14 protein-coding genes are annotated in these 25148 nt (G+C 60.0%); 13 read left to right on the forward strand and 1 reads right to left on the reverse strand.

Translation table 11 applies throughout. The annotated features are described in order from the left end of the window. Positions 1-75: 75 nt before the first annotated feature. From KSY82_RS00880 to KSY82_RS00915, 8 genes are all read left to right on the forward strand, one after another. Positions 76-1842 (forward strand): ABC transporter ATP-binding protein, encoded by a 1767-nt coding sequence (locus KSY82_RS00880; RefSeq protein WP_217749881.1) that lies wholly within the window; start codon positions 76-78, stop codon positions 1840-1842. Between the two features lie 19 nt (positions 1843-1861). Further along, positions 1862-2827 carry a hypothetical protein gene (locus tag KSY82_RS00885; protein ID WP_118080038.1) on the forward strand — a complete coding sequence of 322 codons (966 nt, stop codon included), beginning with the start codon at positions 1862-1864 and terminating at the stop codon, positions 2825-2827. A gap of 222 nt (positions 2828-3049) precedes the next feature. Beyond that, on the forward strand, positions 3050-4555 hold the full coding sequence (gene carA / locus KSY82_RS00890; protein ID WP_254881647.1) for a glutamine-hydrolyzing carbamoyl-phosphate synthase small subunit: 1506 nt from the start codon (positions 3050-3052) through the stop codon (positions 4553-4555). Positions 4556-4653: 98 nt separating this feature from the next. Next, positions 4654-7968, forward strand: coding sequence for a carbamoyl-phosphate synthase large subunit (gene carB / locus KSY82_RS00895; protein ID WP_217749882.1), 3315 nt, complete (start codon positions 4654-4656; stop codon positions 7966-7968). Positions 7969-8943: 975 nt separating this feature from the next. Continuing rightward, a complete protein-coding gene (locus KSY82_RS00900; protein ID WP_217749883.1) occupies positions 8944-15303 on the forward strand; it encodes a discoidin domain-containing protein in 6360 nt (2119 codons plus the stop codon). A gap of 289 nt (positions 15304-15592) precedes the next feature. Continuing rightward, positions 15593-16057, forward strand: coding sequence for a 5-(carboxyamino)imidazole ribonucleotide mutase (gene purE, locus KSY82_RS00905; RefSeq protein ID WP_217749884.1), 465 nt, complete (start codon positions 15593-15595; stop codon positions 16055-16057). A 36-nt stretch (positions 16058-16093) separates the two neighbouring features. Continuing rightward, positions 16094-17092 (forward strand): class B sortase, encoded by a 999-nt coding sequence (locus KSY82_RS00910; protein WP_217749885.1) that lies wholly within the window; start codon positions 16094-16096, stop codon positions 17090-17092. A gap of 64 nt (positions 17093-17156) precedes the next feature. After that, positions 17157-17576: a molybdenum cofactor biosynthesis protein MoaE gene (locus KSY82_RS00915; protein ID WP_254881648.1), complete on the forward strand. Its 420-nt coding sequence runs from the start codon at positions 17157-17159 to the stop codon at positions 17574-17576. A 90-nt stretch (positions 17577-17666) separates the two neighbouring features. On the opposite strand, the gene KSY82_RS00920 is transcribed toward KSY82_RS00915, so the two are convergent. Then, positions 17667-18896 (reverse strand): putative ABC transporter permease, encoded by a 1230-nt coding sequence (locus tag KSY82_RS00920; protein WP_217749886.1) that lies wholly within the window; start codon positions 18894-18896, stop codon positions 17667-17669. 285 nt (positions 18897-19181) lie between these two features. On the opposite strand from KSY82_RS00920, the gene KSY82_RS00925 reads away from it, so the two are divergent. From KSY82_RS00925 to KSY82_RS00945, 5 genes are all read left to right on the forward strand, one after another. Beyond that, the gene (locus KSY82_RS00925; protein WP_196022316.1) at positions 19182-20852 is read left to right on the forward strand and encodes an amidophosphoribosyltransferase; all 1671 of its coding nucleotides are present in this window, start codon (positions 19182-19184) and stop codon (positions 20850-20852) included. A gap of 157 nt (positions 20853-21009) precedes the next feature. Further along, positions 21010-22113: a phosphoribosylformylglycinamidine cyclo-ligase gene (gene purM / locus KSY82_RS00930; RefSeq protein WP_055251557.1), complete on the forward strand. Its 1104-nt coding sequence runs from the start codon at positions 21010-21012 to the stop codon at positions 22111-22113. Next, positions 22103-22801, forward strand: coding sequence for a phosphoribosylglycinamide formyltransferase (purN, locus tag KSY82_RS00935; protein ID WP_217749887.1), 699 nt, complete (start codon positions 22103-22105; stop codon positions 22799-22801). Before purM ends, purN begins: the two co-directional genes overlap by 11 nt. Before the next feature lie 275 nt (positions 22802-23076). Further along, positions 23077-24543, forward strand: a complete 1467-nt coding sequence (locus tag KSY82_RS00940) for an ATP-binding protein (protein ID WP_217749888.1) — start codon at positions 23077-23079, stop codon at positions 24541-24543. Positions 24544-24573: 30 nt separating this feature from the next. Continuing rightward, a complete protein-coding gene (locus KSY82_RS00945; RefSeq protein ID WP_217749889.1) occupies positions 24574-25041 on the forward strand; it encodes a PTS sugar transporter subunit IIA in 468 nt (155 codons plus the stop codon). Positions 25042-25148: the final 107 nt, after the last annotated feature.

Raw genomic sequence — 25148 nt, forward strand, 5'->3', positions numbered from 1 at the left:
GGGCAACCCTGGGACAAACACTACTGATTATTTTGTCCCAGGGTTTCACGTTGTTGTTTTATCTCCGAGGACTGCATGTTTAGAAGATTCTTGTCTTATTACAAGCCCCAGATGGGGCTTTTTGTTGCTGATACTGTTTGTGCTCTGGTGCTTGCCGCCATTGACCTGGCGTTCCCCATTATTCTGCGCAATTTGACCGGTGGGCTGTTTACTCAGGGCCAGGCTGCTATTATGCAGGCGCTCGGTATGATCGCGGTGGGGCTGGTGCTGATGTATGCCGTCCGCTGTGCCTGCCGCTATTTTGTGAGCTATTGGGGCCACGTGATGGGCGCGCGTATGGAGTCCAAAATGCGTGAGGACCTGTTCGACCAGTATGAGCGCTTTAGCTTTGCGTACTTCGACCGCAACAGCTCGGGCGACATGATGAGCCGCGTGGTCAACGACCTGTTCGATATCTGCGAGGCGGCGCACCACGTGCCCGAGTGGATCATTATTTGCGGCATCGAGATCATCGGCTCGTTTGTGATTCTGTTTACCATCGCGCCGGTGCTCGCACTCGCCATGGCTGTGGTGACGGTGGTGTTCGCGGTCATTATGTTTTGGCAGAATATGCGCATGCGCGAGGTCTTTAGCGATAACCGCAAAAAGATTAGCGGCATCAACGCGCAGCTGCAGGATTCGCTGACGGGCATGCGTGTGGTCAAGAGCTTTGCCAACGAGCAGACCGAACGCTCTAAGTTTCGTGCCTCGAACAATCGCTACCTTTCGTCCAAGGAAAACATGTATCACGCCATGGGCGTCTACACCGCGACGTATGGCCTGCTCTCGGGCGTGCTCTATGTGATCGTGGTGCTGCTGGGTGGTTGGCTCGTTGCCCAGGGTCAGCTGCAGGCGGTCGATATGGCAACCTTCGCACTCTACATTTCGCTGTTCTGCACGCCGCTCGAGACGCTCGTCAATTCGGCCGAGACGTATCAGAAAGCCATCGCCGGCTTTAAGCGCATGGATGAGGTGCTCTCGACTGTCCCCGATATTCAGGATAAGCCGGGTGCTGCAGATCTGCAGGTGACGGCTGGTGCCGTGGAGTACCGCAACGTGTGCTTTAACTACGAGGATGTCGAGCTCGCGGGTGATGGCGCACGTCCCGTTATCGACCATATGGATCTGTCCATTAGGCCCGGTCAGACCATCGCTTTGGTTGGTCCCTCGGGCGGCGGAAAATCGACGACTTGTTCGCTGTTGCCGCGCTTTTACGACGTTGCCGCCGGCTCCATTAGCATCGACGGCCAGGATGTGCGCGACGTGACGCAACATAGTCTGCGCCGTGCCATCGGCCTGGTGCAGCAAGATGTGTACCTGTTCGATGGAACGATCGGCGAGAACATCGCCTACGGCAAGCCGGGCGCCACGGCAGAAGAGATCGCCGAGGCGGCCTGCCGCGCCAATATCGATACCTTTATCGAATCGCTTCCGCAAGGCTACGACACCGTGGTGGGCGAGCGTGGCAGCCGTCTTTCGGGTGGTCAAAAGCAGCGCGTCGCCATTGCACGCGTGTTTCTCAAGAATCCCAAGATTCTTATTTTGGATGAGGCGACGAGTGCCCTGGATAACGAGAGCGAGGAAGCGGTGCAGAAGTCGCTCGAAGAGCTGGCACGCGGCCGTACCACAATCATCATCGCCCACCGTCTCTCGACTATTAAGCATGCTGACGAGATTGCGACCGTTGAGCATGGTCGCGTTGTGGAACGTGGCACGCACGAGGAGCTTCTCGCCCGTGGCGGCACCTATGCCCGTTACTATCGAATGCAGTTCGAAGGTGCGCGTGCGCACGAGCTCGACTGATTGATATGACAGGAAGATCATGGCTGATAAGAACCCTTTGACTCCGGAAGAAGTGACGGAGTTATTCTCCGAAATCGATGCATCCGGCGTCTTGGATCCTACGCTCGCCAAAAAGCGCACCGAGCGCATGCGCGAGAAAGAGGCCGCCGTCAAGCGCGGTGACAAGGCGACGCTGGCGCGGCTGCGCAGCGAGGATCGCGCGAGCCAGGCAAAACATATCGACCCGCTGTCCGAGGACGACCCTTCGGGCTCGCAGGTGAGCCATACCATTACGAAGACCGCCATGGCCGTGGTTATCGGCATTTTGGTGCTGATTGTTGGCATGCAGATTGGCTACGGCGTGATGCGACGTCTGAATACCGCGAACCTCTCCGAGAGCGTTTCGGTGGATACCGTTTCGACCGCGCTCAAGGGTGGACTTGAATGGGGCAATGGCTTTACGCAGTTCCCGCTCGATTTTACCGTCGACGAGGCAGATGAGCGCACGGGCACGGTTGAGGTGACGGTGCTGGACACGTCTTCTGCCAATGAACTCGAGCTGCTGTCCAACGGTCAGATTCAGGCGGCGGCGCTCGCAACCAATGCTCTGCTCAACGACAAGATCGACCGCGTGGTGTATAACGTTCACGCCTATATCGACGAGGACAGCAGGATCCAGCATGATTCCTTCTTTGGCATGTTTCCTGCTCAGGGGCACCAAAGCGCCATCCTGACGTTCGTTTGGACCAAGAGCTCGTCCAACGCCACGAGTATCGACTGGAAGATGCGCATCGTAAGCATGGACGACACCATTGCCGAGCGCATTCAAAAACAGGTCAACTCGGTTTCGTCGCTGATCGAGGACCCGGTGGTGAGCCAGACCAAGATCACGGAGGAGCAGGCCGAGCGCGATCTTGAGCATCGTCTGCACGGTCGAGAGATCTTCCGCGGCGGAAAGCCCGATCGCACGCCGTCCGAGCTGCTGGAGCAGGACAAGCAAAAGTAGTCCGCAGCCACATAGAACGATGTCATCCCGCGTGAGTCACAAGATCACGCGGGATGATTTTTAATCCCCGTCCTAGAAAAATCATTATGCATAGGAAGTCATAATTATCATTTTGTAAACAATTCTATGTAATTAATGCCATGGGCGATGCTTGCGGTTAGAATACCGCGAGGCCTAACTACACACCTTTAAGCCGGTCCTGTGAGACCGGGAAGGAGAACTATGGCGAACAACCATATTGCGGGCGCTGCCGCCCGCACCGTCGCGCCCAGCGAGCTGTGCCAGCGTATGCTGGCTAAAACCAGCAAGGGCACCTGCGGTCCCTGCATCCTGTATCTTGAGGATGGGACCATTTTTTATGGCCGTGCATGTGGTGCCGAGGGTACCGCAACCGGCGAGGTCTGCTTTAACACGTCGCTCGAGGGCTACTTTGAGGTCATGACCGATCCGAGCTATGCCGGCCAAATCGTAACCATGACCTATCCGCAGATCGGCAACTACGGCATTGACGAGACCGATGTCCAGTCGGCCTTCCCCGGCGATACCACTCGCCCCGCGAGTGCTCCCGCCATGCGTGGCATGGCCGTCCGCGACATGTGCGCCACGCCTTCTAACTGGCGCTCGACTGTCAGCGTGCCGGAGTACCTGCGTGCACACGGCATCGTCGCTATCGAGGGCGTCGACACCCGCGCTCTCGTGCGCCACCTGCGCGACAACGGTTCCAAGATGGGCATAATCTCGACGGAGATCTTCGACGTCGACGAGCTTGCCGAGCGCCTGTCCGCCGCGCCCACGCTGGTCGGCGAGAACCTGGTCAAGACCGTGAGCTGCCCTGAGCCCCACGCTTTTGCCGCGAGCGACCTGCCCACTACGCATGACTTTGCGCTTGCCCCTGCCGCTCCTGCCCGCCACAAAGTGGTTGCCTACGACTGCGGCGTGAAGCGCGGCATTCTGGAGGGCCTGGTCCGTGCCGGCTGCGACCTGACCGTCGTGCCGTGGGATACGCCCGCCCAGCAGGTGCTCGATATGAATCCCGATGGCGTCTTTTTGTCCAATGGCCCCGGCGACCCCGATGCCGTGGTGGAGACCTACGAGCAGGTGCAGCAGCTGATCGGCAAGGTGCCAATTTTTGGTATTTGTCTCGGTCACCAGATGATCAGCTTGGCGTGCGGCGCCCAGATGGAAAAGCTCAAATTCGGTCACCGTGGTGGCAACCAGCCGGTTATGAATCTGGTCAGCCGCCGTGTGGAGATCACCGCGCAAAACCACGGCTTTGGCCTGTTGTTCCCCAGCTTGGGCAAGCTTGTCCCCGAGCTTTCGGGCGGCGAGACCGAGCACGCGGCCGATGGCGATCTGCGCGTCTGGGTGCGCCGCGGTATCGCGCCGGTCGTGATGAACGAGCGTTTCGGCCGCATTCGCCTGACGCATGTGAATCTCAATGACGGCACCGCCGAGGGCATTCAGCTGCTCGATGCGCCGTGCTTCTCGGTCCAGTACCATCCCGAGGCCTCACCTGGCCCTACCGATGCTCACTATCTCTTTACCGCCTTTACGCGACTCATGGACGGCGAGGAGAACTATCTGGACATCGATACCGCCAAGGACCGCCTGCAGGGCTGGAATTTCGCCGATGTTGGTTCCGCCGTTCTACCGAACGGCGGACCGGTCGACGCTGCGGCTGCATCTGGCACATCATCTTGCCGTTCTGCTTCGGACGCGCGGGCATAAGCCCAGCGCGCCCTCGCATCACGGCAACCTGATGCACCAGCTGCACCCTCGCTGACTTTTTCAAAACATTGAGTCAGCCTCTCTAGGAGGTTTTAAACATGCCTAAACGTACCGACATCAAGCGCATCCTCGTCATTGGCTCGGGTCCCATCGTCATTGGCCAGGCCTGCGAGTTCGATTACTCCGGCGCCCAGGCCTGCAAGGTGCTCAAGGAGGATGGCTTTGAGGTCATCCTGGTCAACTCCAACCCGGCGACCATCATGACCGACCCGGGTCTTGCCGACCGCACCTATGTCGAGCCCATCACCGCCGAGTTTATCGAGCGCGTAATCAAGAAAGAGCACCCGGACGCGCTGCTGCCCACGCTGGGCGGCCAGACCGGTCTGAACGCCGCCGTCGAGCTGGCAAAGTACGGTACGCTCGACAAGTACGGCGTCGAGATGATCGGCTGCGACCTGGCCGCTATCGAGCGCGGCGAGGACCGCAAGCTCTTTAACGAGGCTATGGCCGAGATTGGCCTGGAGGTCGCGCACTCGGGCTATGCCTACAGCGTGGCCGACGCCGAGGCTATCGCCGAGCGCGTGGGCTATCCCTGCGTACTGCGCCCGAGCTTTACCCTCGGCGGCGCCGGCGGCGGCATCGCTCACACCCACGAGGAGCTCGTCTCCATCGTGAGCCAGGGCCTGGAGCTCTCGCCTGCCCACGAGGTGCTGGTCGAGGAGTCCATCGAGGGTTGGAAAGAGTATGAGATGGAGGTCATGCGCGACCACGCCGGCAACGGCATCATCGTGTGCTCCATCGAGAATCTCGATCCCATGGGCGTGCACACCGGCGACTCCATCACCGTGGCGCCGGCGCAGACACTAAGTGATCTTGAGTACCAGCGCATGCGTGTCGCCTCGCTCGCCATCTTGGAGAAGATCGGCGTCGAGACCGGCGGCTCCAACGTGCAGTTTGCCGTGAACCCCCAGACCGGCCGCCTGATCGTCATCGAGATGAACCCGCGCGTGAGCCGTTCGTCCGCACTGGCCTCCAAGGCCACGGGCTTCCCCATCGCCAAGGCCGCCGCTCGCCTGGCCGTGGGCTACACGCTCGACGAGATCGTCAACGACATTACCAAGGCAACGCCCGCCTGCTTTGAGCCCACGATCGACTACTGCGTGGTCAAGGTGCCGCGCTTTGCCTTCGAGAAATTTAAGGGTACCGACCCCACGCTCACCACGCGCATGAAGGCCGTGGGCGAGATTATGGCGATCGGCCGCACCTTTGAGGAGGCCTTCGGCAAGGCCATGCGCTCACTGGAGGACGGTCACCAGGGCATCTGCGCCGGTGGCAAGGAGGGTGCCGACAAGCTGAGCGACGATGAGCTCGCTCAGGCCGTGGCAACCCCGACCGAGCACCGCATCTTCTTTGTGGTCGAGGCCCTGCGCCGTGGCTGGGACATCGCCCACATCCATGCCATCTGCGGTATCGATCCGTGGTATCTCAACCGCATCAACGATATGGTGCAGGTCCAGGAGGGCATCCGCGGCCTGCGCGTGGAGGACATTGACGCCGACGCGATGCGCCTGCTCAAGCAGTATGGCACGAGCGATGCCGAGATTGCCGCGCTGACCGGCTCGGATGAGCGTTTTGTTCGCGCTTACCGTAAGGGTCTGGGCGTGGTTCCCAGCATGAAGACGGTCGACACCTGCGCCGCCGAGTTCTCGAGTGCCACGGAATACCACTATAAGACCTACGAGAACATTTACCGCACGAGCCCGGTCGCCAAGAAGTGCGTTGCCCCCGACGAGACCACGCCGGCAAGCAAGCCCAAGGCGATGATTCTGGGTGCCGGTCCCAACCGTATCGGCCAGGGTATTGAGTTTGACTACTGCTGCGTGCACGCGAGCTATGCGCTGGCGGCCCGCGGCTTCGAGACCATCATGGTCAACTGCAACCCAGAGACCGTCTCGACCGACTACGACACGTCAGACCGCCTGTACTTTGAGCCGCTCACCTACGAGGACGTCATGGACGTTATCGACGTTGAGCGCCCCGACGGCGTCGTAGTGACGCTCGGCGGCCAGACCCCGCTTAAGCTGGCGCGCATGCTCGAGGAGAGTGGCGTGAACATTATGGGCACCAAGCCCGACGCCATCGACTTTGCCGAGGACCGCGAGCGCTTCGCCGCCCTGCTCGACAAGCTGGGCATCATGTACCCGCCGGCGGGCCAGGCCACGTCGTTTGAGGAGGCCGAGGCCGTGGCCGCGCACATCGGCTACCCGCTGCTGGTGCGTCCGAGCTACGTGCTGGGCGGCCGCGGCATGATGATCGCCTACGATGCCGAGCATCTGCGCGATTACATGGCCGAGGCTGCGCGCATTAGCCCCGACTACCCGGTGTATCTGGACCGCTTCCTGGAGGGTGCGATCGAGTCCGACGTCGACGCCTTGTGCGATGGCGAAGAGGTCTACATCGGCGGCATTCTGGAGCATATCGAGGAGGCCGGTATTCACTCCGGCGACTCCGCGACCTGCATTCCTCCGTTCAGCTTTAGCGAGAGCCTGCAGGCCAAGCTCCGCGAGACCACGCGCCGCATCGCGATGGCGCTGGGGGTTCGCGGCCTGGTTAACGTGCAGTATGCCATTAAGGGCGAGACCGTCTACGTGATCGAAGCCAACCCGCGTGCCAGCCGTACCGTGCCGTTCATCTCCAAGGCCACCGGCGTGCCGCTGGCCAAGTGCGCGGCGCGCATCATGGCCGGCGATTCCATCGCGAGCCTGGGCCTGCCGAACGACGAGCGTCAGCTGGACTGGTTCTGCATGAAGGAAGCCGTTATGCCCTGGGGCCGTTTCCCGGGAGCCGACGTTATTCTGGGCCCCGAGATGAAGTCGACAGGCGAGGTCATGGGTATCGCCAAGAGCTATCCCGAGGCATACGCCAAGACGCAGCTGGCGATCGACTACAAGCTGCCCGATCCCAGTAGCGGCAAGGTGTTCATTAGCGTGTGCGACCGCGACAAACGTCATATCCTTTCGGTCGCTCGCATCCTGCGCTACCTGGGCTTTGATATCTGCTCCACCGAGGGTACGGCGCGCGTGCTGCGCGGCGGCAACGTGACGTGCGAGGTTGTGGAGAAGATTAGCGGCCCGCACGACGGCGAGCGCCCCAACATCGGCGACCTCATCGCCGATGGCAAGATCGCGGTGATCATCAACACGCCGTACGGTCCGGGCTCGCGCGGCGACGGCTATCTGTTGCGCACCGAGGCAGTGCGACGCGGTGTGACCTGCGTGACGGCGATGTCTGCGGCCAACACGTACGTGAGTGCCATCGAGGCGGTGCGCGAGGACCAGCAGGGTCACGGCAGCGCCAACGACATGGGCATGGACGTCATCGCCCTGCAGGACCTGCCGCAGCACACGGTGTAGTTGACCTGGCCGGTCGGGGCGGGAGGGGCCGAGATTTCCCCCCCTTCGCTCCGGCTGCAAGCAGAGTCGCTCAGGAGGAAACACGGCCCCTCCCGCCCCGGCCTACGGTGGCTCAATTGCACCGTGTGCTGCCGAAGGGGCTTTGCGCGATGATTGGGGCTGAACAGAAAATGAGTGTGGGCTCTGTCGTTCATTCGGACGACAGAGCCCACATTTTGTATGGGGCCTTCAGGTGAATTGCAATCATATGAAGGCCTTTTACCAAGGGAGAGATATGTCTTTGGACAGTTAGTTCAGATTTGTATTTCTCAAAGAGCAGAAGTCGGTTAATTTAGGCTCAATTGAACTGTTTTCGCTTTCCTAATGAGGCAGATATGCTTACTCAAGGGCGGAAAAGGCTTATCGCTGGGTCCCAGTGACTCAAAAACCGAGATGATTAAGCAAAAGCCACTGCCAAAAAAATACAAATCTGAACTAACTGCCCACCACCCTCTGTCAACCTTTCTATTCAAACCAAATCAGCCAACGTATGTCATAGCAATCCCCGGTAGGTCGCAGGGTGGCGGCTGAGCCTTTTCTTCGGGAAACTTCGCGAAGTCCAGTTCCCGAGGGAAAGGTATGGTCTGTGTAATACCAGATAAACAGTACATTTTTGCTTAATTGATATTTGGGAGAAGAACCAATTGGTGTGGCTTATTAAGCCCACTTTGCCATTGACGCTCATTTTAATACCACTGGGAGAATTCCGAACTTGGTTGCGCAACTGCTCCTGTATGCTGATTCAACCTAATAGGTGGATATCTGGTTACTACCAGTTGACTACTTGGTAACGGGTGGGCCCACTGCACGGAATGTACCGAACACCCCTCCCGTTTGATGCGTGCGCCATGCTGCAGGGCGTGCGTCCGCGACACTTCCGCATGTCGGAGGAAAGGAGTCCAGGTGTGTAGGAATTCCATTTTTACGAAACGGTGGGTGAAGGGAAGCGCGGTCCTCGTTGCCACTGCAGCGACGCTTGTGTTTGCCAATCCCCAGCAGGCGATTGCCACGCCACTCAAGGGTGTCGACTCAGCGACCGTGTCTCAGTCTGCCTCGAACGTCGTCGACATCGATTTCGCTGACGGCATCAAGGGCCGTATTACGTTCCTCGAGGACGGTATTTTCCGTTATAACGTCGACCCCAAGGGTGAGTTTTCCGAGTACGCCACGCCGCGCAGTAAGTCCCACACGGCTAAGATCCAGGCTCAGCCCGATACCTCGGACACCTACAGCAAGCCGAGTGCGACGGTTGCCGACAAGGGCGACACTATCGAGATCACCGGCGGAAAGGCGACCGTGATCCTGGACAAGGCGACTGGCAAGATGAGTATCAAGTCAGGCGACCGTGGCGTGGTTTCTGAGTCTGCGCCCCTCGACCTTGATAAGAAGGGTACCGTCCAGACGCTCGCCAAGGAGAAGTCCGAGAACTTCTTTGGCGGCGGCACCCAGAACGGCCGCTTCCTGCACACCAACCAGACCATCGCCATCTCCAACACTAACAACTGGACCGATGGCGGCGTTGCCTCGCCCAACCCGTTCTATTGGACGAGCGACGGCTACGGCGTGCTCCGAAACACGTTTGCAGAGGGTTCCTACGACTTCGGTTCCACGGACTCATCGACGGTCACGACTTTGCACAGCGAGAATGAGTTTGATGCCTATTACTTCGTGGCGACCAACGAGGGCGCCTCGAACGTGGCAACCGAGATGCTGCAGGACTACTACAAGGTGACCGGCAATCCGGTGCTGCTGCCCGAGTACGGTTTCTACCTGGGTCATCTTAATGCCTATAACCGTGATGGCTGGTCAACGACCTCGGGTCAAAAGAAGTGGGAGACCAAGGGCAGCAAGTCCTCGAGTGAGAAGGGCGACGTTAAATACGAGTCCGGCATGTCGACGGGCTACAAGCTCGACGGCACGCTTGCGGCCGAGACGCTCAACGGTGAGGGCCCTACGGTTGATACCGAGAACATGAAGGCGACCGATTTCGACCGCCAGTTCTCCGCCCGGCAGGTTATCAATGACTACGAGGACAACGACATGCCGCTCGGCTGGTTCCTGCCGAACGACGGTTACGGTGCTGGCTACGGCCAGAACGGTTACTACAAGACTGGCGGCGTCAACTCCGACGGAACGAGTTCTGCCGAGCGCCTCAACGCCGTGCGCGCCAACGTCGACAATCTTAAGAAGTTCACCGAGTATGCCAACTCCAAGGGCGTGAGCACCGGTCTCTGGACCCAGTCGAACCTCGAGCCCGATAGCAACTCCGAGACCCCGTGGCATCTGCTGCGCGATTTCGATTCTGAGGTTAAGACTGGTGGCATCACCACGCTCAAGACCGACGTCGCTTGGGTCGGCTCCGGCTACTCCTTTGGCCTCAACGGCATCAAGACGGCCTATGACACCGTGACCACCGGCGCCAACAAGCGCCCCAACATCATCACGCTTGACGGCTGGGCCGGCACGCAGCGCTTTGGCGGCATCTGGACCGGCGACCAGTACGGCGGTAACTGGGAGTACATTCGCTTCCATATCCCCACGTATATCGGCCAGAGCCTCTCGGGCAACCCCAACATCGGCTCCGATATGGACGGCATCTTTGGTGGCGATCCCATCATCTCCGCTCGCGACTACCAGTGGAAGACATTCACGCCCTCTATGCTTGACATGGACGGTTGGGGCACCTACCGCAAGTCGCCCATGACGCACGGCGATCCATACACGGGCATCTCGCGCTTCTATCTCAAGCTCAAAGCACAACTCATGCCCTATATCTACACGAGCGCGGCCTCGGCGGCCAACATCGACACGGGCAACGGCGATACCGGCCTTCCCATGATCCGCGCCATGCTGCTTTCCGACAACTCCGAGTACGCCGCAAGCACCTCGACGCAGTACCAGTACATGTTCGGTGAGAACTTCCTGGTGGCACCGGTGTATCAGGATACCCAGGCAGATGAGAACGGCAACGATGTCCGCAACGGTATCTACCTGCCCAACTACGGTACCGACGAGAATCCCACCATCTGGATTGACTACTTCTCGGGCAAGCAGTACCGCGGCGGTCAGGTCCTCAACAACTACGAGGCTCCGCTTTGGAAGCTGCCACTCTTTGTTAAGGCCAACGCCATCGTGCCGATGTACGCCGAGAACAACAACCCCGAGGCTGTGACCGAGACCAACACCAAGGGCACCAATCGCAGCCAGCGTATCGTCGAGTTCTTCGCCACCGAGGGTGAGGGCAGCTTTACGCAGTACGAGGATGACGGCTCCTCCATCGAGAACAACACGACCGAGGACGATTCCTACGGCACAATCGACAATATTTCCTACGGTGAGCATGTGAGCACCGTCTATAAGTCGAGCGTGGTGGGCGGCACGGCGACCTTTACCGCCGAGGCATCGCAGGGCGGCTACAGCGGCTACGACTCCAACCGCACCACGACCTTTGTGGCCAACGTCTCCGCCAAGCCCACGAGCGTCTCCGCCAAGAACGGCGGATCCGCGCTCAACGTGGTTGAGGTCGACTCGCAGGAGGCCTTTGACGCCGCGACCCCCGAGCCCGGCCAGGCGGTCTACTTCTACAACGAGACCCCCAACCTCAACCACTACGGTAGCGACGCAGGCAGCACCGAGGCCGAGCAGGGCGAGAGCTTCAACAACACCAAGATCACCACGAATCCCAAGGTCTACGTCAAGTTCGCGAAGACCGATGTCGCCACGGCAGCGCAGACGCTCGAACTGGGCGATTTCGTGAACGCCGATGCCACGCTCGCGGCCGACCGCTTCAACGAGAACCTCTCCGCACCCGCGAACCTTGCTGCCCCCGAGGACGCCACGACCCCCACGAGCATTAAGCTCACCTGGGGGAAGGTCGATGGTGCTACCTCCTACGACCTTAAGGTAGACGGCACTGTGTTCGCCGTGGGCGATGCGGCAGAATTCACGCATACCGATCTTGCCTACAACAGCAAGCATACCTACCAGATTCGTTCGCGCAACGCCGATGGCTACTCCGCATGGAGCGACGTGCTTGAGGCGAACTCTGCGCTCGACCCGTGGCGGAACGTGCCTGAGGCCGAGGAAATCACTTGGGAGGGCTCGCTCTACGGTAGCCATAAGGCCGAACTCGCCTTCGACCATGAGTTCCAGTCGGGCGACGGCGGTTTCCACTCCGGTGGCAACGATCTGGGCAAGGCGCTTACCGTTGACTACGGTCGCGCTTACAAGCTCGACAAGCTCGAGTACTATCCGCGCGATGATGCCGGTAACGGCACTGTGACCAAGATGCGCATCGAGACGAGCCTCGACGGCGTGCATTGGACGACGCAGGAGGTCGACTGGGAGCGCTCCGCCGCTTGCAAGACGGTGGCGTTCGACGGCGCCGTGGCCGCGCGCTACGTGCGTATGACGCCGCTCGCGTCCGTGGGCAACTTCTTCTCCGCCTCCGAGATCGCCATCTACAAGACCGACGGCACGGACGGCTTCGCTGTGGGCTCCAACCTCAACAAGGCCACGGTCTCCGACGGCGACTACTCCAACATGAAGAATTACCTGGGTCTTGAGAACCGCGAGCCCGACACCTCGACGTTCGACTCCCAGATCCGCGCCCACTTCGCCGACCTCAACGGCAACGGCGTCTACGACGTGTACGACTACTCCTTCACCATGGCGGCGCTCGACGGCGGCACCAAGCAAAAGGGCAAGGCTGCTGGCACCCTCGCGGTGATCCCGAGCAAGATGGAGGTCGAGGCCGGCGACGAGATCACGGTCGACGTCTACGCCACCGACGCCGAGAACATCAACGCGCTCGGTGCGCTCGTCAACTTCAACAGCGACCAGTTCGAGTATGTCTCCGAGAGCATCGCGCAGGATGCGTCGACGGCGGGCATGGAGAACCTCTCGCGCGAGAAAGTGCAGTTCACGGATGGCCACCAGACCATCAACCTGGCCTTCGCCAACCGCGGCGACGCCAAGCTCTTCAACAGTACTGGTGTGGTCGCGAGCTTTAAACTCAAGGCTAAGACGGCCGGCAAGGTCGAGCTGCCCTCGACGTCTTGGCTCGTCGGCCCGGCGTGCGACGCGCTCGAGTTCGTGAGTGATGGCACCGTGACGATGCCCGGTGTCCCGCAGCCCACCAAGTCCGAGTACGGCCGCGACGCCTTTGACATCACGATGACCAACGACGAGCTCCCCACCGACGACGGCACCAACGTCGAGAAGCTCATCCAGCAGAAGAGCTATGACGGACTGTTCGACAACAATGAGGGCGGCAACGACTTCGAGTTCCTGTGGAACTATGGGCCCAACTGGATCGACGGCAAGATGCCGACCTACGTCAAGCTGCCCGCCACGATGACGTTCGCCTTCAAGACGCCGTCGAAACTCGATAGCGTCGAGGTCGTTAACCGCAACGGTGGCAACGGCACCGTGCAGAAGATTAAGTCCGTCGTGACGTTCGAGGACGGCTCGACCCAGGAGTTCTCGGGCGGAAGCTTTGATTCCTATCAGGCTCGCTACGCCTTTGGCCTCTCTGCCGAGAACAAGGGCAAGAAGGCGACCAAGGTCGAGATCACGCCGCTTGAGGCATCGGGTGACCAGATGCTCACGCTGCGCGAGATCAACTTCAACTACACACAGGGTGTCGAGGCCATCGAGGGTGTCGAACTGGGCAAGAACCAGACCGAGTTCTTCGAGGGCGATGTGACGCTCGTCGACGCCAAGGCCACGCCCGAGAGCGCCGGCTACCCCTATGTGACGGTCGAGAGCTCCGATCCTTCTGTGGTGAGCGTCTCCGCTGTCCAGGCCGGCGATAGCGTGAGCTACTACCTGCGCGCCAACAAGGCCGGCAAGGCAACGATCACGGTGGCGTCGGTGCTCGATCCCTCCAAGACCGCATCCTATGAGGTCGAGGTCAAGGCTGGTGTCGACACCTCTGCGCTCATGGCAGCGCTTTCCAAGGCCGCGGGCTACAGCGAGTCCGTCTACACCAAGGATTCCTATGCAGCCCTCACCGCTGCGGTCGAGGCGGCTCAGAAGCTCCTCGATGGCGGCCAGGGCAGCTATAGCAAGAAGGATGTCGCAGACGCCACGGCCAAGATCGAGAAGGCAATCGACGGCCTCAAGATGCGCCCCGTCGATGAGAAGAGCCTCATCAACACGCCCGAGAACCGCGAGAACGTCAAGGTGACCGGCTTCTCGAGCGAGGCCGACTATGAGGGCAGCAACGCCGTCAACGCTCTTGACGGCGATGAGCAGACGCTCTGGCACAGCGACTGGGCCTATAAGGCCGGTATGCCCCAGTACCTGACCGTCGACCTGGGCCGCGACTACGATCTCACCGACGTCACGTTCCTGCCGCGCCAGGACGGCGGCACGAACGGCGATATCTTTGAGGCCGAGGTGCTGGTTTCCGACACCGCCGACGGTTATGAGATGGGCACCGCCACGTCGATGGGTACGTTTACCTTCGACAACGACGGCCGCGTGCTCACCGACCGTGGCGACTGGAAGCAGATGAGCTTTGGTGCCGCGCGCGGTCGCTACGTGACCGTCAAGGTGCTCCACGCCGGCGGTGGCAGCGTTGACGCCTACTGCAGCATGGCGGAGCTCAAGTTCTACGGTACGGCCGTTCCCAATCCGGTGGCGAAGGACGACCTCACTGCCGCGATTGAAAAGGTTGATGCCGAGGTTGCAGCCGGCGACCTTAAGGCCAGCGACTACACCGAGGCTTCCTGGACCGCGTTCCAGAACGCCTTGGCGAGCGCCCGCGCCATCCTGAACGACGAGAACGCCACGCAGGACGAGGTCGACCAGGCACTCAAGGCACTCGAGAGTGCTCGCGACGCGCTTGAGAAGACTCCGGTGACCCCGGTCGAGAACCCGACCAAGAAGCAGCTCAAGGCCTTGGTCAAGCAGGCGAAGGAGACTGACACCAGGGGCAAGACGGACGAGTCTGTCAAGGCCCTGACGGATGCCATTACCTACGCCGAGGACGTCTTGGGTGATGAGAATGCTTCCGACATCCAGCTCCAGGCGGCCTATGACCAGCTCAAGCTGGCCATTGAGAGCCTCAAGGATGCCGATTCCGGCAACCAGGGTTCCGGCAATGGCTCAAACGGCGGCAACCAGGCGGGCAAGCCCGCAGGCGACAAGGCCCAGGGCAGCAAGAAGAGCGGTTCGGCGATCCCCAATACCGGCGACCAGACGGCGGCGACCGTCGCGGCCGTCGGTGGTCTTGGCGCCATCATCGCCGCGATCGGCGCTTTCTTCCATCGTCGCAGCAAGGCTAAGTAGTCCCAGCGACAACTAAGCAAACGTGCCCGCCGCTCCGTCAAGGACGGCGGGCATTGCTTTACTATTTCAGCCAACGTACGTCATGGCAATATCCGGTAGGTCGCAGGGCGCTTCGCGGGCGGGCCAGGCTTTATCTTCACTCCGGTTGCTTCGCAAAGTCGTTCAGATAGAGCCTGGCCCGCCCGCGAAGCGCCACAAAGACCGCAGGGACGGGAGCAGCTATACTACTCTCAGTAGTTAAGGGTCGCGGATTCGCCGCGTCACCGCTCTCAACAGGAGGTCTTTGTTTATGGCAGATCAGAAGCCGGTTGTCGGGATCATCATGGGCTCCAAGTCCGATCTGGGCGTTATGGAAGGTTGCACTGCCGAGCTCGAGGCACTGGGCGTGCCCTATGAGCTCGTCATTGCAAGCGCGCATCGCACGCCGGCGAAGGTCCATGAGTGGGCCTCGACTGCTGCCGACCGCGGCATCAAGGTGATTATCGCCGCCGCCGGCAAGGCTGCTCACCTGGGTGGTGTCGTGGCTGCGTTTACGCCGCTGCCGGTTATCGGCGTGCCTATGAAGACGAGCGATCTGGGTGGTATGGACTCGCTGCTGTCGATGGTGCAGATGCCTTCGGGCGTGCCCGTTGCCTGTGTGGCCATCAACGGTGCCAAGAACGCTGCCATTTGCGCCACGCAGATTCTGGGCGCATGCGACCCCGAGTACCGCAAGGTTATCGAGAAGATGAAGCAGGAGATGGCTGACGCCTAAGCGCTCTGCCAGTCCATTTGTAGCATAAGGAGAGCCATGTCCGACTATCAGGGAAAGCGTTTTTCGGCTTCTCGGATTCCCGATCCAGCCAAGTCGGGAGCAGCTCGCGTGCCGCAGCAGGGTCGGATATCCTCTCCTCAGCAGCCGCGCGCGCTGCGCCCCGTGACACCGGCGACGCATCGTCGACAGGACGCGCCAGCCGCATATCGACCTTCATCTTATAGCAACGCTAAGAAGCCGCCCCGGTCTTCATCGCATGCCGCGCCGTCGGATTACACCGAGCCGCCGCGCAAAAAGCGTCGCTCCATTATTCCCATTCTGCTCATCATCATCGGTATCGGCCTGATTGTCGCCGCCGCCGCTATTTTTATTAATGCCCAGATTGGCTATAAGCAGGCGAGCGATTCGTATCAGAAAATCGAGAAGCAATATGTAAGCGATAAGGACGCCAGCGGCGTGCCGATTATCGACTTTGATGCGCTTGCTCAGACGAACCCCGAGATTGTGGGTTGGATTTACGTGCCGGGAACCAACATCAACTATCCCGTGGTGCAGACCAACAACAACTCCAAATACCTCAACACGCTGTTCGACGGAACGGCTAACGCGTCCGGTGCCATTTTCCTGGATAGCGATGACACCGCGCCGGGAATGGTCGACCAGCAGACCACGATCTACGGCCACCATATGAACGATGGGTCGATGTTCAACGTGATTTCGGACACCACTGATCAGGCGACGTTCGATAGCATTGAATATGTGTACTACATCACGCGCGATGCGACGTATAAGCTGCGTCCGCTGGCGACCAAGGTGGTCGAGGACACGTATGCCAAGGCGCGCACGACCAATTTTGAGGGCGACGACGGACTCAAGAACTACCTGTCCGAGATGCTCGACGGCGCTTCTGCCGTGGCGAGTGATGCCACCGATCGTGCCGCTTCGGCAACTAAGGTTGTAACGCTTGTGACCTGTCGTTCGCTGTCGCTGAGCAACACACGCGCCGTCATGGTGCTCACGCCGGTCGAGGAATAAGTTGTTCGAGAGTAGCTAAAAAGGCCCCGTCCCAAATTGGCTACTCGACGACGGTAAGGGAGAAATGATGCTCGAGAGTGGCAAATTGATGCCTTCGATTGATGCTTGGCTGCGCGAGGCCAAGGCCGATGCTTCGGCGGCAGGCTGTGGGATGTATCTGACGCATAACGGTGTGGTGCGCGCGACGCCCAAGGCCGAGGTGCGCGGAGTCGAGACCGATGGCGTGGCGCCAGGCCACAGGGTGGGCGGCATGGTCTTTGACTACGACGCCGAAAAGGTACGGTCTGCTATCGAGGCCACGCGCGCGATGCCGGGTATCGGCTATGTGCGCGTGTGGCTGGCAACCGGCGGGCTTGCCGTAGGTGACGACATCATGCTCGTGCTTATCGGCGGGGACATTCGCCCACACGTGGTCGATGCGCTGCAGGCGCTCGTTGGCACCATCAAGAACGAATGCGTGAGTGAGGTCGAGCGCGAGGCGTAGAGGCTTGCGTCGATAGAAGGATCGTTTATAAAAATGCCCACCGGTACGTGTGATACCGGCGGGCATTTTGCGTTTTGGGCGCGGTGAGCGCTACACGCGCGTCGCATCCTTGGGGCTCATGGTCATGCTCTGGAAGCGGTTTTCCATGTATTCGTTATCGAAGTGCTCTCCGTAGAACTGCGCGACGGGAATATCCGGCTCCGTGCCGTTGACGCGCTGGTACCAGTAGTCGAGCGACTGTAGCGTCATGACGCCGTCGGCCAGCATAATGACGGTAAAGATGACGGTAGCCGAGTAGCGGCTTTTCCACGGAATCATGTTGATGAGCTTGAGCAGCCTCGGCAGCAGCAGCTTGATCCAGATAAGGCCACCCAGGCCCCACAGGCAGGCAAAGCCCGTACAGGTGCGTCCGCCCGTAAGGACGGCGAGTGGGTCGGGCATGCCGAACAGTTTCATGTGCGAGTAGCTCCACGACACCACGCCAAATGAGGTCTGCATAAACCAGCCTACAAACACCTCGAAAGCGCCGCCGATCAGGGCACTTACCAGGAAAATGATCAGAGGATTCTTTTTATAGAAGCGGTTGAGCGCCATGGTCATGAGCACCGCGCCAAATCCGTAGATGGGGCTAAAGGGGCCAAATAGCATACCGGCACGGTCCTGATAGACGCCGGGATCGACGACGACCATATGCCAGACTTCCTCGAGAATGAGACCTAACACGCTGCAGACGAAGAATACCCAGAACAGGTTGAAGTAGTTGAGCTTGATGTAGCCCTCGCCGGTTTCGTCGCGGCCGAGCATCCCCTCGGCGGCGGCATCGCGGTCGAGCATCTCTTGCAGACGGCGCTGCAGTTCGCGCTCCTGGCGTAGCGTGGGGTCGACGGTGGCCGACAGCGCAATGAGGATACCGAGCTGAATGGCGGGGCGCAGCAGGAAGGGTCCGATACCCTGGAGCATCACGTCAACTAAAAGCTCCACGACGGTAAATGCGATGAGGACGTAAGACAGGCGGGCGGCATTGCGCCGCTGGTCCTTGATGAGGTCCAGGCCAAAGACGATCAAGATGATCGCGCTTGCCGCCGAGAGCATAATGCCGGCGACGATAAGGCCAACCGCGACCAGGGTGTTATCACCGAGTTTAGCGGCGGCGTTGCCGTTAATGAGTGCGGTGATGACCTGCCACATAAAGACGGCGACCGACGGGAGTGTGCCCACGCCGGACAGGATGCACAGGACGGCGTACACTTTAATGATGAGGGGAATCTTCTTGACCTCCGTGGCGCTGGGGACGCTGGGGTCGAGTTCGTTTCGATCCATACAGAACCTTTCTCGCTTTGTCCTAGGTTACTAGGATACGCCGCCGACCTGCTAAAAGACAGGACGAACGTCCCAATTGCAACTTTGCAATCCCCAACGGTGGACGCGGCGGCCATATGGGGGCGCGGGCGCTTGCACTGGGCAGACCAATAAAATGTTTGGCCGCAAAACGGATTATTAGCTCGGTGGGCTTTTAAAAAGCGCTGCTCATGCGCTGGGGAGCGCGTCGCGCCGTGCGTATAATAAGGCGGGTAACGCCAAAATACGAGGCTCTGAGGGGATGCCATGTCTCAAGAAACCATCCGCGCGGCCGAGCGCGCCGCGGGACAGGTGAACGCCATGTCGACGTATGATCCGGACTCTGACCAGCTGCATGAGGAATGCGGCGTTTTTGGTGTCTGGGCGCCCGATCGCGACGTGGCTCGACTGACGTACTTTGGCCTGCGTGCACTGCAGCACCGTGGCCAAGAATCGGCGGGAATCGCTGTTGGTGACGGCGGTACGGTTATGGTCCGCAAGGATCTGGGCCTGCTCGACCGCGTGTTCTCCAATGCCGACTTGTCGACGCTCTCCGGTCAGCTGGCCGTGGGTCATGTGCGCTACGGCACCGCCGGCGCCAAGAGCTGGGAAGCCTCTCAGCCGCACCTCTCTACCATCAATAGCGTCATTATCGCGCTCGCGCACAACGGCACCCTCGTCAACACCGACGAGCTGCGCCGCCAGCTGATCGAGCTGGGCGTGCCGTTCCTCTCCAACTCGGATTCCGAGGTCGCGACCAAACTCATCGGCTACTTTACCCAGCGTACGGGCCACCTGCGCGAGGGCATTCGTAAGACCATGGAGCTCGTGCGCGGCGGCTACGCCATGACGCTCATCAACGAGCAGGCGCTCTACGCATTCCGCGATCCGCATGGCATTCGCCCGCTGGTGCTGGGCAAGCTCGTGGACGAGGGCCTGGACCAGGCCGATGCCGCTTCCGTTTCGCAACTGCCGTCGCAAGACGACGCCGCGACGGTCGACGCTGCCACCCATGTCACCCGCGCCGGCGGCTGGGTCGTCGCTTCTGAGACCTGTGCACTCGATATCGTGGGCGCCGAGTACGTCCGCGACGTCCGTCCCGGTGAGATTTTGCGCATCAGCGCCGAGGGCCTTGTGTCCGAGCAGGGCGTGCCTGCCGCCGAAGAGCCTGCTAACTGCATCTTTGAGCAGGTCTACTTCGCTCGCCCCGACTCCATCATGAACGGCAAGAGTGTCTACGCTTGCCGTTATGACATGGGTCGTCAGCTGGCACATGAGGAGCCCGTCGAGGCCGACCTGGTCATCGGCGTGCCCGACTCCGGCCTGCCGCCCGCGGAGGGCTATTCGCACGAGAGCGGCATTCCCTTTGGCGAGGGCCTCATCAAGAATCGTTATGTGGGCCGTACGTTTATCGAGCCCACGCAGGAGCTGCGAGCCATGGGCGTGCGCATGAAGCTCAATCCGCTGCGCGACAACATCGAGGGCAAGCGCCTGGTCGTCATCGACGACTCCATCGTGCGCGGCACCACCATGGTGCAGCTCGTCAAGATGCTGCGCAACGCCGGCGCCAAGGAGATTCACATCCGCATCAACTCGCCCGAGGTCATCTGGCCGTGCTTCTACGGTATCGATACCGACGTGCAGTCGCAGCTCATCAGCGCCAACAAGACGGTCGAGGAGATCTGCGAGTACATCGGCGCCGATTCGCTGGCCTTCCTTTCGGTCGAGGGCCTGCTGAAGGTCATGCCCAAGGGCGGCTACTGCGATGCGTGCTTTACCGGACGCTACCCCGTGGCGATTCCCGAGAGCTTTGGCCGCGACAAGTTCATGGAGGGCTTTAAGCCCCGCAACCTGGATAAGCCGCTGCATTTTGACGACGACGCCGTGGTCGAGAAATACGATGACCGCAGCTGGGAAGAGGAGCACGGCGAGGCCTAAAACCTGCCATGTGGGGACAGGTTTATTTTGGTAGGTTTTACCTGCTGTTTTGTTGATATGACGGCGCGTGCTGTTATGGCGTGCGCCGAAATGAACGCAACTATGAGCACCGTTTGGCGCCCGCGCGGCGCCACGGTAGTGGGAGAGGAAGGCTCAGATGAGCGACAGCAAGCATGTGACGTACGAGGACGCCGGCGTCGATACCGCCGAGGGTGGCCGCGCCGTCGACGCTATTAAGCAGATGGTCAAGGACACCAACCGCCCCGAGGTTATCGGCGGCATCGGTGGCTTTGGTGGCCTGTTCTCGGCCGCCGCGCTCAAGGATATGGAAGACCCGATCCTGATCAGCGGCACCGACGGCGTGGGCACCAAGCTTGTGCTCGCCCAGATTATGGACCGTCACGAGACGGTGGGCCAGGACCTGGTCGCCATGTGCGTCAATGACATTTTGGCTTCGGGCGCCGAGCCGCTGTTCTTCCTGGATTACGTTGCCATCGGTCACATTGAGGCCGAGCACATGGCAAAGATCATCAAGGGCGTGGCCGACGGCTGCAAGCTCGCGGGCTGCGCGCTCGTGGGCGGCGAGATGGCCGAGCACCCGGGCGTCATGGCTCCCGCCGATTACGACCTCGCCGGCTTTACCGTGGGTGTTGTCGATCGTCCCAAGATGCTCGACCCCGCGAACGTTCGCCCCGGCGATGTGATCCTGGGCCTGCCCTCCACCGGCGTGCACTCCAACGGCTACTCGCTCGTGCGCAAGGTTATCGGTGTCGACGGCATCAAGCCGGGCACGCCCGAGGCCGCCGCTAAGGCCGAGGAGCTAAGCCGTCCGCTCGAGGAGCTCGGCGGTGCTTCGCTGGCCGACGCTCTGCTGGCTCCCACGCGCATCTACGTCAAGCCGATTCTGGAGCTGCTCCGCGGTGGCGCCAACGTTCATGCCATTGCCCATATCACCGGCGGCGGTATTACCGAGAACCTCAACCGCGCGCTTGCCGACGACGTCGACGCCGTGGTCACCCGCAACGGTGCCGAGATGGGCTGGGACGTTCCGCCCGTCATCACCTACGTGTCGCGCCAGGCCGAGCTCGCGCCCAACGAGGCGTGCAAGACCTTCAACATGGGTGTTGGCTTGTGCCTGATCGTTGCCCCCGAGGACGAGGCCGCTGTGACCGAGGCTCTGGTCGCGCTCGGCGAGAAGCCGTTCCGCGTGGGCGAGTGCGTCGAGGGTTCCGGTAAGGTCGTGTACTCCGATGAGCGCTAACGAGCAGATGACTGCCGCCGAGGGCCTGACCTGGGATCCCTACACCCGTCCGACCGGCACCGATACGGCCGAGCCACTCAAGATCGGCGTGCTCATCAGCGGTTCGGGCACCAACCTGCAGGCGCTCATCGACTTGATCGCCGCCGGCAAGCTCAACGCTTCGATTGAGCTTGTGGTGTCGAGCCGTCCTTCGGCCAAGGGCCTGCAACGTGCCGAGCGCGCAGGCATCCAGACGCTCACGCTGTCCAAGGATGTGTACGCCGATCCCATCGCTGCCGACGAGATCATCGCGCATGAGCTGCTCGAGCGCGGCTGCGAGTACGTGGTCATGGCCGGTTACATGCGCATGGTGCACACGCCGCTGCTGGCAGCGTTCCCCAATCGCGTGGTCAATCTGCATCCGGCGCTGCTGCCCAGCTTTACCGGCGCGCACGCGATCGATGACGCGTTTGCTCGCGGCGTCAAGGTGACCGGCGTGACTGTGCACTTTGCCAACGAGATCTACGACAACGGCCCCATCATCGCCCAGCGTGCGCTGGCTGTCGAGGAGGGCTGGGACGTCGACACGCTCGAGGAGCACATCCACGCGATCGAGCACGTGTTGTATCCCGAGGTCGTGCAGATGCTTGCCGACGGTCGCGTCCACGTGCTGGAGAGCGGCAAGGTCGCCGTGGATCCTGTGAAATAATTACCCGCTTGTAAAGGCGGTTAGGCACATCGAAGACGCCTAACCGCCTTTTTTATTGCGCTTTATGTTGTTTGATTTAGCTGGAATTGAATGGGCTGCTCTTCTTGCCTGTCAATTACAGTAGTCGACTCTCATGTGGAATGCCGAGCTTCCGGCATGAGATTATCTGGGAAAACGACCAGAAAACTTGGCCTTCGGCTTCAAATTGCGCATAATTCTATTTATCATCTATTTAACATTTTGTTATCAAAAATGAGCGCAAGGAGGCTGGCTCAATGGGTGAAGCAGATGGCGTGGAGCTGATTTATTCACTCGTCGGTTATCCTGATGAAACCGAGTGGCTTGAATTTAAAGAAGGCAATAGCGATCCCGTTAGAACGGGGCGTGACATCTCGGCGCTTGCCAATGCTGCCGCTTACTGCGGCCGCGCATATGCCTATAAGATCTGGGGCGTGAGCGACGGTACGCATGAGCTTGTGGGCACCCAGTTCAACCCATATCACGCAAAGGGTAAGGGAAACCAAGAGCTTTTGATGTGGCTCAAGCTTGCGCTCTCAAACAATGCGAATTACGAGTTTGCGGTTATTGATCATGAGACAAAGCACTTTGTGGTGCTGAAAGTGCACGCCGCGAGCGCTCAGCCGGTCTATTTTGATAAGACAGCCTACATTCGAGAGGGCTCTTCGACGGCAGAACTGGTTCCCGGTAGTGCACGAGAGGCGGAGCTGTGGCGTCGCTTACAGTCAGGGAACGCGGAGCTCGCTGTAGTTGAGAGAGATCTGACATCTCGAGAGGTCGCCGAAATACTAGATGTTGATGCGTATTTTGAGTTGTGCAGATTGAGAAGACCTGTCGATTTGGACGGAGTGATGCTTGCTCTTTGTGAACAAGAGCTGATTCGTCGTCAAGATAACGGCCGATATAGTGTGACGCGCTTGGGAATGCTTCTGGTGGGAAAAAAGCTCTCTCGCTACCCGGAGCTCAGGAAACGCATGCTGCGAATCGTGCGATATGCGGGAAAAGGCAGTTTTGACATTGTCGGGGATACTGAAATCGACAAGGGCTACGCTTTGGCGCTTCCACAGGCTGAACAGCTGGTCATGTCGATGATTCCGGCTGTTGAGGCACTGGATGGCGCATTTCGACGTATTCAGACGGCTTATCCTCAAAGGGCGATTCGCGAGTTGCTATCAAACGCCGTGATTCATCAAGACATTGCTGACAATACGGCGGGGCCTCTTGTTGCGATTTACGACAATCGCATTGAGTTCTCTAATCCCGGGACAACGCTTATTCCGGCAGAACGAGTGCTCAACGCTCAGCCGAAAACGCGAAATTCGATGATGGCGTCCCTCATGCGCCAAATGGATCTTTGCGAAGAAGGCGGTACGGGCTGGGATTTAATCGTAGATTCGCTCGAAAAAGCCGGCATGCCTTCACCGGTTATCAAGAGTGAGGGCGGGCTGGGAACGCTCGTGACACTCTATTGCGACTGTCCGTATACTCGAATGAAAAAAAGTGAGCGAAAAAACGCCGTGTACTGGCATGCCTGTCTTTTGTATGCCCAAGGTGAGTCGATGAGCAATCAGTCGCTGCGAGAGCGTTTTGGACTTTCCGATGAAAAGAAAAACACGGTGGCGATGTCTCGTCTAATCAAAGAGTGTCTGGAAGAGGCATTGATAAAGGAAGAGGACGAGGACGCGGGTTCCAAATACAAAAGGTATATTCCGTATTGGGCCTAAAGACAGGGAATGAAAAGAAGGAGGCGGCTTATGTCTGGTAATAACGAAGCGCTGTTTACGCCTGAGTTGGTGTTTTTTGATTGGGAGTGTGCGACGCCGGATGAGGTGTTCGCGCGGCTTGAGGGCGAGCTTGCACCACATGGCTACATTGCATCCGGTTGGCTCGATGCCGTCCGCACGCGCGAGGATGCCTATCCCACGGGTCTCGCTATGCCGGCGGCAAACATTGCCATTCCGCATACCGATCCGGGGTTTGTGGCCAAGCCCTATATCGCGGTGGTGAAGCCCGCCGCGCCCGTGACATTTAACGCTATGGCTGGCATGGGCGCTCCGGTGCCGGCGCAGATCGTCATCAATTTGGGTATTGCCGAGCCGGGCGGCCAGGTCGAGGCCCTGCAGGCGCTCATGAATATCTTTATGGACGCCGATGCCGCAGCCGACGTGCTCGGCCAGACCACGCCCCAGGGCATGGTCGACGCCATCCGCCGTCACTTCTAAGGTGGGGCTGAGCCGGCACTTGGGGACTGTCCCTAACTGCCGGCTGCCAGAGCTGTCCCCTTTGCACCAAAATGGTGCAGATTAACCTGTCCCCAATGCACCAAGCG

Origin of the sequence: Collinsella aerofaciens, assembly GCF_019131995.1 — a bacterium.
In the GTDB taxonomy this organism is placed as follows: Bacteria; Actinomycetota; Coriobacteriia; order Coriobacteriales; family Coriobacteriaceae; genus Collinsella; species Collinsella aerofaciens_S.

Bases quoted from the DNA above. Each gene is read 5' to 3' on its own strand.
- KSY82_RS00880 (WP_217749881.1), top strand. From the start codon at position 76: ATGTTTAGAAGATTCTTGTCTTATTACAAGCCCCAGATGGGGCTTTTT.
- KSY82_RS00885 (WP_118080038.1), top strand. From the start codon at position 1,862: ATGGCTGATAAGAACCCTTTGACTCCGGAAGAAGTGACGGAGTTATTC.
- carA (WP_254881647.1), top strand. From the start codon at position 3,050: ATGGCGAACAACCATATTGCGGGCGCTGCCGCCCGCACCGTCGCGCCC.
- carB (WP_217749882.1), top strand. From the start codon at position 4,654: ATGCCTAAACGTACCGACATCAAGCGCATCCTCGTCATTGGCTCGGGT.
- purE (WP_217749884.1), top strand. From the start codon at position 15,593: ATGGCAGATCAGAAGCCGGTTGTCGGGATCATCATGGGCTCCAAGTCC.
- KSY82_RS00910 (WP_217749885.1), top strand. From the start codon at position 16,094: ATGTCCGACTATCAGGGAAAGCGTTTTTCGGCTTCTCGGATTCCCGAT.
- KSY82_RS00915 (WP_254881648.1), top strand. From the start codon at position 17,157: ATGATGCTCGAGAGTGGCAAATTGATGCCTTCGATTGATGCTTGGCTG.
- KSY82_RS00920 (WP_217749886.1), bottom strand. From the start codon at position 18,896: ATGGATCGAAACGAACTCGACCCCAGCGTCCCCAGCGCCACGGAGGTC.
- KSY82_RS00925 (WP_196022316.1), top strand. From the start codon at position 19,182: ATGTCTCAAGAAACCATCCGCGCGGCCGAGCGCGCCGCGGGACAGGTG.
- purM (WP_055251557.1), top strand. From the start codon at position 21,010: ATGAGCGACAGCAAGCATGTGACGTACGAGGACGCCGGCGTCGATACC.
- purN (WP_217749887.1), top strand. From the start codon at position 22,103: ATGAGCGCTAACGAGCAGATGACTGCCGCCGAGGGCCTGACCTGGGAT.
- KSY82_RS00940 (WP_217749888.1), top strand. From the start codon at position 23,077: ATGGGTGAAGCAGATGGCGTGGAGCTGATTTATTCACTCGTCGGTTAT.
- KSY82_RS00945 (WP_217749889.1), top strand. From the start codon at position 24,574: ATGTCTGGTAATAACGAAGCGCTGTTTACGCCTGAGTTGGTGTTTTTT.